10 protein-coding genes are annotated in these 10,209 nt (G+C 29.5%); all 10 read right to left on the bottom strand.

The window, feature by feature from the left end:
- Positions 1–16: 16 nt before the first annotated feature.
- The 10 genes from PHQ99_06560 to rpsO all read right to left on the bottom strand — a co-directional run bounded on the left by PHQ99_06560 (position 17) and on the right by rpsO (position 10,047).
- Entirely contained in the window at positions 17–664 is a 648-nt protein-coding gene (locus PHQ99_06560) for a regulatory protein RecX (GenBank protein ID MDD4289233.1), read from the bottom strand.
- Complete coding sequence (gene recA / locus PHQ99_06555; protein ID MDD4289232.1) at positions 639–1,703, bottom strand: recombinase RecA; 1,065 nt, start codon at positions 1,701–1,703, stop codon at positions 639–641. The genes PHQ99_06560 and recA overlap by 26 nt, the downstream gene beginning before the upstream one ends.
- 48 nt (positions 1,704–1,751) lie before the next feature.
- Positions 1,752–2,309, bottom strand: coding sequence for an RNA 2',3'-cyclic phosphodiesterase (thpR, locus tag PHQ99_06550; protein MDD4289231.1), 558 nt, complete (start codon positions 2,307–2,309; stop codon positions 1,752–1,754).
- 58 nt (positions 2,310–2,367) lie between these two features.
- On the bottom strand, positions 2,368–2,937 hold the full coding sequence (locus PHQ99_06545; GenBank protein MDD4289230.1) for a DUF4416 family protein: 570 nt from the start codon (positions 2,935–2,937) through the stop codon (positions 2,368–2,370).
- A 1-nt stretch (position 2,938) separates the two neighbouring features.
- A complete protein-coding gene (locus PHQ99_06540) occupies positions 2,939–3,796 on the bottom strand; it encodes a helix-turn-helix domain-containing protein (GenBank protein ID MDD4289229.1) in 858 nt (285 codons plus the stop codon).
- Between the two features lie 152 nt (positions 3,797–3,948).
- Positions 3,949–6,165 (bottom strand): DNA translocase FtsK 4TM domain-containing protein, encoded by a 2,217-nt coding sequence (locus tag PHQ99_06535; GenBank protein ID MDD4289228.1) that lies wholly within the window; start codon positions 6,163–6,165, stop codon positions 3,949–3,951.
- A gap of 17 nt (positions 6,166–6,182) precedes the next feature.
- Positions 6,183–7,004: an undecaprenyl-diphosphate phosphatase gene (locus tag PHQ99_06530; protein ID MDD4289227.1), complete on the bottom strand. Its 822-nt coding sequence runs from the start codon at positions 7,002–7,004 to the stop codon at positions 6,183–6,185.
- Between the two features lie 58 nt (positions 7,005–7,062).
- Complete coding sequence (gene dut / locus PHQ99_06525) at positions 7,063–7,533, bottom strand: dUTP diphosphatase (GenBank protein MDD4289226.1); 471 nt, start codon at positions 7,531–7,533, stop codon at positions 7,063–7,065.
- A 24-nt stretch (positions 7,534–7,557) separates the two neighbouring features.
- Entirely contained in the window at positions 7,558–9,732 is a 2,175-nt protein-coding gene (gene pnp / locus PHQ99_06520; GenBank protein ID MDD4289225.1) for a polyribonucleotide nucleotidyltransferase, read from the bottom strand.
- A gap of 51 nt (positions 9,733–9,783) precedes the next feature.
- Entirely contained in the window at positions 9,784–10,047 is a 264-nt protein-coding gene (gene rpsO, locus PHQ99_06515; GenBank protein ID MDD4289224.1) for a 30S ribosomal protein S15, read from the bottom strand.
- Positions 10,048–10,209: the final 162 nt, after the last annotated feature.

Below are 10,209 nucleotides of genomic sequence, written 5' to 3'. Positions count from 1 at the left end.
TTAATGGAATCTGTCCTTAAAAAGCATCACTATTATATTCATTATAAATGCGACTGATTACATTATAAGAAAAACCACGACTTTTCAACAAATTAATGATTTTTTTATGCTCCAACTCAATATTTTTTAGTTTTAGAGAATCATTTTTTTTCTTTATTAATTGGTATGCTAATTTTAATTCATCATCATCGTTTGGCAAAAATTTAGCAATTGTTTTTTCGATAATATTATTATCAATTCCTTTGTTTTTTAATTCACTTTTTATCTTAAACCTTCCTATAGGATTATTTTCTAATTTATTTTTTATCCACATATGAGAAAAATTAATATCATTAATAAAATCATTTTCCTTCAGCCAGTTTATTACATTTATAATAACAGGTTGGGGATAATTTTTATTTTTTAATTTATTGACAATTTCCCATTCAGAACGTGCTCTATATGACAAAAAACGTATTGCATCATTTTTAGCTTTTTTGAGAAGCGTTTTTTGTAATATAGAGCTATATATATTTTCACTAACGATTTTACCTTCAAACAAATCCATTTCTGAAACAATTATATCATCTGTCTCAATGAAAAAATTATTATCAATGTATACTAACCTTTTTAGATGATTACTATCTTTTATTTTTATTTCAGTTATTTTTCTTTTCTTTTTCATCTTTATTATTTGATTCGTTATTTTCTAAGCCTGGAATTTTAGCTTTTTCTAATATTTTTTTCTCAATTTCATTTGATATTTTAGGATTTTCTAATAAATACAATTTAGTATTTTCTTTACCCTGTCCTAATTGCATACCCTTATACGAAAACCATGTTCCTGATTTTTCAATTATTTCGTACATAACACCTAAATTAAAAATATCCCCCTCTTTAGAAATTCCTTTTCCAAAAATAATATCAAATATTGCCTCTTGAAAAGGTGGAGCTAATTTATTTTTTGCAACCTTGACTTTAACATTAATACCAATATTTGAATCATTTTTCTTTATAGACGCCTTTCTTCTTATGTCTAATCTTATAGTTGAATAAAATTTTAGCGCTCTTCCGCCAGGAGTTGTCTCAGGGTTTCCAAAGATAATTCCAATTTTTTCCCTTATCTGGTTTACAAAAATCATTGTGGTTCTGGATTTATTAATAATTGCAGTAAGTTTTCTAAGTGCTTGCGACATTAATCGTGCTTGCAGGCCCATGGAAGAATCTCCCATATCGCCTTCAATCTCAGCTTTTGGAACTAGTGCTGCAACAGAATCAATTACTATGATATCCACTGCATTACTTCTTACTAAAGATTCTGCTATTTCTAGAGCTTGCTCCCCGGTATCAGGTTGTGAAATGATTAATTCATCAATATCAATCCCAATATTTTTTGCATATATTGGATCCATAGCATGTTCTGCATCAATAAAAGCGGCAATTCCTTTACTTTTCTGAGCTTCTGCGATCATATGTAAAGCCAGTGTCGTTTTACCGGAAGATTCCGGACCATATATTTCAACAATTCTACCACGAGGTACTCCTCCAATACCTAATGCAATATCTAGCGCCAAAGAACCCGTTGGTATGATACTTGCACCTGTTACCTTGGGACGATCACTAAATTTCATAATAGAGCCTTTACCAAAACGATGCTCAATATTTTCCATAGCCATTTTTAAGGCTTTTTCCCTCTCCGGGTTAATATTTGTTTTTTCTTTCATTATAAGTTGCTCCTCATATTTTAATATTATCTATAAATTGTCATATTTTTACTGCAAAAAAGGAAAGTAGCTAATTTTATTATAGATTGGTCCTTTACTGGTTAGGTTGCTTTCCATAAAGTCTATGGAAATAATTTTTTGAGAAATATCCTTATATTTTATGTTATTTTCTAATTCTATTAATTTGGATGGATATTTTATATATTTTATTCTTCCTAATGTTATGTGAGGTGTAAATATTTTTTCACGGATATAAAATGACTCATTTATCAGTTCTTGTTCTATAAAATAATGTATTCTTTTTAATTCTTCTGCTCCTTTTTCGATACCTATCCAAAGAACTCTAGGCTTTTTAGAATTGGGAAATACTCCAATTCCTTTTGAAAGACTTATGTTAAAAGAATTTGTTTTAAATGATACTTTTTGCAATGCAATCAATATTTTTTCTATTTCTAATGAATTCAAATCACCTAAAAATTTTAAAGAAATATGTAAATTACTATTTTCAACCATTTTTATTTTAATTTGCGAATCTTCTACATTAATTACATCTCCCTGTATAGTGCTAATATAATCTCTTATTTTATTATCTAAATTGACTGCTATAAATACTCTTTTTTTACTAAAATCAATAACTATTCACCCCTTTATTATTTTATTATATTTATGTATTTTGACTACTTTGAATAATGTTTATTTGATCTTTATACTTTTTTCTTACATCGTTTAAAAAATTAATAAATAAAAAAGTTTGATAATTAAGGTATGTCCAATCCAATGGTTGAAATGTTTTATGAATAAAAGACAGGGTTATCTCAGCATATATTCCATGATTCAAATAGATTCTTGCAGATCCATCCTTGGTACTTGCTAAAATAAATTTACTTAATGTTAAATATCCGGGGTCTAGATTTATCCTTCTTTTTCTTTTTTTTAAAATACCTTCATTAATATTTGTAGCTATTGTTAGCTCCATTTTATTACTTATATGCTTTATTATGCTTAATTTAGTCGGGATAATTAATTTCTCGAATGATATCAATTGCTGTTTTAAGCAATCACCCATTTCTTTTTTATAATAATCAGTAAAATCAAAATTTTGAAATTCACTTTCCATATCTATTTTTCCGAATATTTTTGTTAAATTAACCTTTGCTTCTAAAAACATATAATCTTCATTACCTATGATGCTGAATATTAATTTAACAGGATTAGGATAATAAATTTGACCCATTTTAGATATTCTCGTTTGATGGAAGTATTTGATAGCGCCAAATGCGATTAATGTCGGTATATGATGGAAGTATTTCCTCTTCTTCTAAATAAACGCTGATGCTATCAGAAGATGTTGAAAATAAAGAAAACTCTTCCTCTGTTTTTATTTTAATATCTTCGTTTGAAAAAATAATACTTTCAAAGAGTAATTTATCATTTTGTATTACCTTTACCCAGACTGGTTCTTGTGTTGCAATGTTAATAGTTTTATACTCTGGTAATGGTTCTAAAAAAATACCTTGGGTTTCCTGGGGTAATTCTTCTTGTTGCTGTTGCAAATTTTTTTCAGCCATTTCTGTTAATTCTTGTTCTAATGTTTTCTCCTCAGTGGTACTATTCTCCTTTATTGTAACTTCAGTTTCCTCAATTTCTACAGGAGGCTGTTTTACTCGATTAAAAAAATTACTAACTAAGAAAAAAGCACCCGCAATAAACAAAATAACTATGGCTATTCTAATTATTGGAACAAAATTTATAGATTTTTTTTCTTTTTTTATTCTATATCTTCTTTTATCAGGAGAAAAGTACTTACTTGCTTTTTTTACTTTTAGTTTCTCCTCTCCATTGATATCGACTTTTTTAGGTATACTCTCTTTTTTTTCTAAATGTTCATTAATGAAATCTTGATCTGCCTCTAAATAATTAGCGTAATTCCTTAAATAACCCAAAAAATATGTTCTTCCGGGAAGAACACTTTCATCACCACTTTCAATGGCAATTATATATTTTTTTCTTATTTTTAGATATTGTTCAGCTTCGTCAAGTGATATTCCAAGCTCTATTCTTCTATTTTTTAAATATTCTCCAATTTCTTTCATAATATTAAAACACTCCTAGCCCTCAGAAAATTAAAAAATAATATATTATCAGATTCTGAGTTTTCATATTAGCCATTTACTGAATAATTTTTGTTACATTAATTATTATAATAATACGATATTTTTTTTATTTCAATTAAATATTATTATGTTTATTCATCATTCTCATTATGAATATTATTTTTCATTGAAATATATTCTTCTTTAGATAATAGTATTTTTCTAGGATTACGGCCATCGTAAGGCCCAATCATTTTCTTTTCTTCCATTATATCAATCAATCGGGCGGCTCTTGTATATCCTATTCTTAATTTTCTTTGTAAAATTGATATAGAAGCCTGGTTGTTATTTATAATGGTATCAATGGCATCTTCAAACAATTCATCCTCTTCCTCATCTTTTTTTTCTTCTGATTCTATTCCATTACTTATTTTACTTTCAAGTATATTATCTTGATACTCCGGGCCAGATGTATTATTCTTCAAAAAGGAAACAATATTTTTAATCTCCTTTTCAGAAACAAAAGAACCCTGAGCACGTATTGGTTTAGATGCATTTATTGGGGAGAAAAGCATATCACCATTACCTAATAGTTTTTCCGCTCCATTAACATCCAGAATAGTCCTTGAATCCACTTGTGTTGAGACAGCAAATGCTATTCTAGAAGGAAAATTAATCTTAATTGACCCGGTAATAATATCTACAGATGGTCTTTGAGTAGCAATAATCAAATGGATTCCTGTAGCTCTGGTCATCTGCGCCAGTCTACATAAAGATTCTTCAATTTTTACTGGAGAAGACATCATTAAATCAGCAAGTTCATCAATTATAATAACAATATAAGGTAGCTGCTTTTCATCAGATTTAATACTCTTCATATATTCATGATATCCTTTTAAATTACGAACACCTGCCTCTGCAAACACTTTAAACCTGTTTTCCATCTCTGAAATAGCCCAATTCAATACTTTATCAACCTTTTTTGTATTAGTTATAATAGGTAGGATTAAATGAGGTATTCCATTATAAACATTTAACTCTACTCTTTTTGGGTCAACCATCACAAATTTTATCATATCAGGTCCGAAGCGATAAATTAAGCTTAAAATAATAGAATTAAGGCAAACACTTTTTCCTGAACCAGTAGACCCTGCAATTAGCAAGTGTGGCAGGTCAACCAAATCAGCAATAACGTTACTACCACCAATATCTTTACCGAGAGCTATAGGCAAAATATACGAGTTGTTTTTATAATCATTTGACTCAATTATTTCTCTTAATAGAACAGTGTCTTTTTCTTTATTTGGAACTTCAATGCCAATTGCATTTTTGCCGGGAATTGGGGCTTCAATTCTAACAGCAGCGGCAGCAAATGCCAATGCAATATCATTGCTGAGATTAGTAATTTTTGACACTTTAACTCCGGGGGCTGGTTGTATTTCATATCTTGTTACTGTTGGACCCTGGGTTGCACCTATTACTTCACCTTGAATACCAAAATTATCTAATGTTTTTTGTAGCAATAGAATACTGCTTTTTATCTTCTCTTGTCCCTTTGTTCTGTTTTCTTCTTTAACATTATTCAATAGGTCAGTTGGCGGTATTATATATTTTGAGTCTTTGATGATGTTGTCAATTTTGATATTATTTGAAAAATCAATTTTAGCTTGAACGGTTGAGTCTGTTTTTATATCTTTTTTATTTTCAGCAATGCTTTTTTTAAATATAGGTTTGGATCTTCTTTTTGGCTCGTCTTTTTCATTATAGTAAGTAATAATAGTTTTAGTATTATCTTGTTTTTGAGTATTTTCAGCATCCATTCTCTCTACTCTCAATTTGTTAAAAATACCGCTAAATAACCGAACTGTTTTATTGAAAAGATAGTGTATTGCATATATAAAAGAAACATCTGTTATAAATAAAAGAGAGATTAATCCAATTGCAATTAAAAATAGATATGCACCGGTTAATCCAAAGTAATTATTCAAGTAGTTAGCAATATAAAACCCAAAAAGGCCTCCTCCTGCACCATTTTTTGCCAATAAATATGAATATTCAATATGAATTAATCCCAAGTGGATAAAAACCAAAATAATCAAAAATAAGGAAGTGGTACCAAATATTTTATAAAAATAATTTATAATTTGAATATTTAATAATAGAATTAATCCTTCAATCAATATTAGAAAAAAAAGTAAATATTTCCCAATTCCTACAGTTCTGTTAATAAGATCTATTATTACTGAAGAGAAGAAAAACCAATTAGGGAAAAATAGTAGAGCAGATAAGTAGTAAAAAGCAATTAATATTAATATTATGCCTAATATTCTTTTTTTTATGTTAGACTGTTTTTCATCTTTATTTGCCATATTCAACTTATTTCCATTTAATTTAATAAAATAAAAATTATTAATCCAATTCCTATGATCCAAAGATAATAACTAAATAATCGCAGTTTATTATTTATAAGTATATTTATAAAAAATTTCATTGCCCAATAACCCGATAAAAAAGCAGTCAATCCAGAGGTAATTAACAACATTATATTAATTTCAAGATAAAATATTTCAGATAATTTAAATATTGAAGCTCCGATAATTATAGGAATGGACAAAATAAAAGAATATTCTGCTGCAAATTTACGATCCAGTTTCCTTGACAAAGCCATCATTATGGTGAAACCAGATCTTGATATTCCTGGAATAATGGCAAATGCTTGAGCTATACCTATAAACAAAGCATCAATTATATTTATTTCTGATATTCTTTTATTTCCACTTACCAGGAATTTGTCAGTTAAAAAAAGGCATATTCCGGTGATGATTAGCATTGATGCAGCAATAATTGGACTTCCAAAAATAGCTTCTATCTGGTCATTAAAAAAATACCCAATAAGTGCACCTGGTATTGTGCTGATTACTAATAACCAGGCAAACTTGCATTGCGGGTCATTTTTGAAGTTACTGAAAAACTTATCACGACTACTGATTTTAGTAATACTGTTTATAAATGATAGAAGAATTTTCTTGATTCTTTTTTTAAATAGCAATAATACAGCTAAAACTGTTCCGAAATGCACAAATATTTCAAATCCAACACCAGAAATTTCTAAACCAAGTAGATACTGGCCTATAACAAGATGTCCGGAACTGCTTATTGGAAGAAATTCGGTTAATCCTTGAATTAAGCCTAAAATAATATAGTGCATTGCTTACCTTAATTTTATTCATATAATATTGCTTTTTATAATTTTATATAATGATTTGTTAATTAGTTTTAATACCAGTATGCCCAAAACCGCCAATACCTCTTTTAGTGTCATCCAATTTTTCTGTTTCAATTAATACTGGATGATAGATTTTTTGAATAACCAATTGAGCAATACGGTCTCCCCTGTTTACAATAAAATTATCTTTCCCATGGTTAATAAGTATTATTTTTATAACCCCTCGGTAATCAGAATCTATTGTGCCAGGAGTATTAAGAACAGTAATACCGTAACGGTAAGCTAATCCACTCCTGGGTCTGACCTGGGCTTCAAACCCTACCGGTAAGGCAATTTTAATTCCTGTTGAAATAAGCCTGATTTCACCTTTTTTAATTTCAATAGACTTATTTTCAGCTGAAAATAAGTCTATTCCCGAAGAATATTTGCTTGCAGCTTTGGGTAATGGTAAATCCTTGCAATCTTTTTCCTTTTCAATTTTGACTTTTATTTTTTTAATCTCTTTATCCATTCGCACTAAAACCTTTTTGTGAACTTATCTATGTGAAGATTTTTTATTATAATTAGATTTGTTATTTCTATCATTCTTATCGGGTCTTGGTGTAAGTTCTTTTTTGCTTAAATCGATTTTTCCCTGCTGGTCAACCCCAATTACTTTTACTTTAACTTCATCATCAGCATTTATAACATCTTCGACTTTGTCAACATGATAATGGCATAAGTTAGATATATGTAAGAGACCTTCTACACCAGGTAATATTTCTATAAAAGCCCCATATTTTGTTATTCTTTTTACTTTACCATCATATATCTCTCCAACTTTAACTTCCCTAACTAAGCCCTCTATAAGATATTTTGCTTTTTCTATTTTATCAGTATTATCAGCGGTGATAAATATTTCACCGTTATCCTTAATATCAATTTCTGTGCCACTTTCTTCGATAATTTTCTTTATGTTTCTTCCACTTGGACCAATAACGCTGCCTATCTTATCAGGATTTACTTTCATGATGAACATTTTAGGAACATAATTAGATAATTCTTCCTTTGGCTTATCTATAACACTGTTCATCTTTTCCAAAATGAACAATCTTCCTTTTTTGGATTTTTCCAAAATATCTTTAATAATTTCAGCTGATACGCCATCTATTTTTAAATCCATTTGTATTGCGGTAATACCATCAATTGAACCAGCGGCTTTAAAATCCATATCCCCATAATGGTCTTCTATTCCTAAAATATCAGTTAGAATTTTATAGTTATCCCCTTCTTTAACAAGACCAAGAGCAATTCCAGCAATTGGCTTTCTTAATGGAACCCCTGCATCCATTAGAGACATACTCGTTCCACAAACTGTAGCCATAGACGAAGAACCGTTAGATTCCAATATTTCTGATACAACACGAATTGTATAGGGAAAATCAGTTTCATCAGGAATCAATGCCTTGATAGCTTTTTCAGCTAGAGCTCCATGGCCAATTTCTCTTCTGGATTGCGATCTTCTGGGTTTTACATCACCTACTGAAAAGGGTGGAAAGTTATAGTGTAAATAAAATTTGCGAGAAGTATCTTCTTCCAATGTATCGATAGATTGTTCATCCCTGACAGAACCCAAAGTTGTTATCACTAAGGACTGTGTTTGTCCTCTAGTGAAGAGTGCACTTCCGTGAACTCTTGGTAATATACCAGTTTCACAGACAATTGGCCTTACTTCATCCATTGCACGACTATCAACTCTAATATTCTTTTCAATAACTAACCTTCTCATTGATTCTTTGCATGCAACATCGAATGCACCTTTTATAAGTGATTTATTGGGTTCAGGCTCTTTTTCATCACTCTCTATTTCTTTAAGCACTTCATCCAATAATGCGTTTAGCTGTTCTTCTCTTTCCTTTTTTTCAAAAATTATCTGGGCTTTTTCAATCTTGTCAAAAAAATTATCCTTAATAAAATTGATATATCTATCTTTTTCCTGTGTTAATACCGGATCAGGTTCCCATGTTTGGACAGATTTATCTTTTTTTAGTTCATTTGCAAACATAATTTGCATATCAACAATTTTTTTGATTTCGACTTGTGCTTTTTCAATTGCAATTAATATTTCTTCTTCTGATAATTCTTTAGCCTCTCCTTCCAACATAATAACAGAATCTTTAGTACCGGCTACAACCATATTAAGTTTAGATTCTTTTATTTCTTCTACTGTTGGATTAATTAAATATTCTCCATTCTTATATCCGATACGTACCGCAGCTACTGGCTTAGTAAATGGTATATCTGAAATATAAAGAGCACACGAGGCACCAATAATTGAGATAACATCAGGAAGGTTTTCCTGGTCATAAGACAATACAGAAGCTATTATTTGCACATCATTATAATAATTTTCAGGAAACAGAGGACGTAGAGGGCGATCTATAAGTCTTGATGTGAGAGTTGCATTTTCACTGGGTTTACCTTCTCGCTTAAAAAAGCCACCCGGTATTTTCCCAGCGGCATAGAACTTTTCCTCATAATCCACTAATAAAGGGAAAAAGTCTATTCCTTCTCGGGATTCTTTAGAAGCGACAGCAGTAACCAACACAACTGTTTCTCCACAGGTAAGCAAAACGGAACCATTTGCCTGTTTTGCCATTTTACCTGTTTCTATTTTTATGGTTTTTCCTCCAACCTTTGTTTCCACATTCCTAGTATCAAATTTGATCATATTATTTAGTATCTCCTTAAATTAGTTTTGAAGTCGATAAAAAAATATTATTTATTTTCTTAAATTCAATTGACTGATTAGCTTTCGGTATTTTTCAACATCATTATCTTTAAGAAAGTTTAATAAACTTCTTCTTTTACCAACCATTTTTAATAGTCCATGTTTTGAATGAGAATCTTTTTTGTGCTGAATTAAATGCTGGGTAAGGCTGTTAATCTGTTCGGTTAAAATGGCAACTTGTACTTCTGTAGAACCAGTATCTTTTTCATGGTGTTGATAGTTTTTTATAATTTGGTTTTTAATATCTTTTTTAATCATTTTAATCTTACACTCTCTTTCTTTATAATGTTTAAGCTGATTACATTCATAAATATTAAATAAAGTAATATTATAAATACTAATTATATTTTAAGTAATATCATTCAAAATAATATTTTAGCACAAATAATGCTTTCATTCAAATATTTCTCTAAATAT

It is taken from the genome of Atribacterota bacterium (genome assembly GCA_028703475.1).
GTDB lineage: Bacteria > Atribacterota > Phoenicimicrobiia > Phoenicimicrobiales > Stramentimicrobiaceae > JAQVMU01.
Note: the sequence above shows the minus strand (reverse complement) of the source record. Positions and strands in the feature narration are given on the sequence as shown.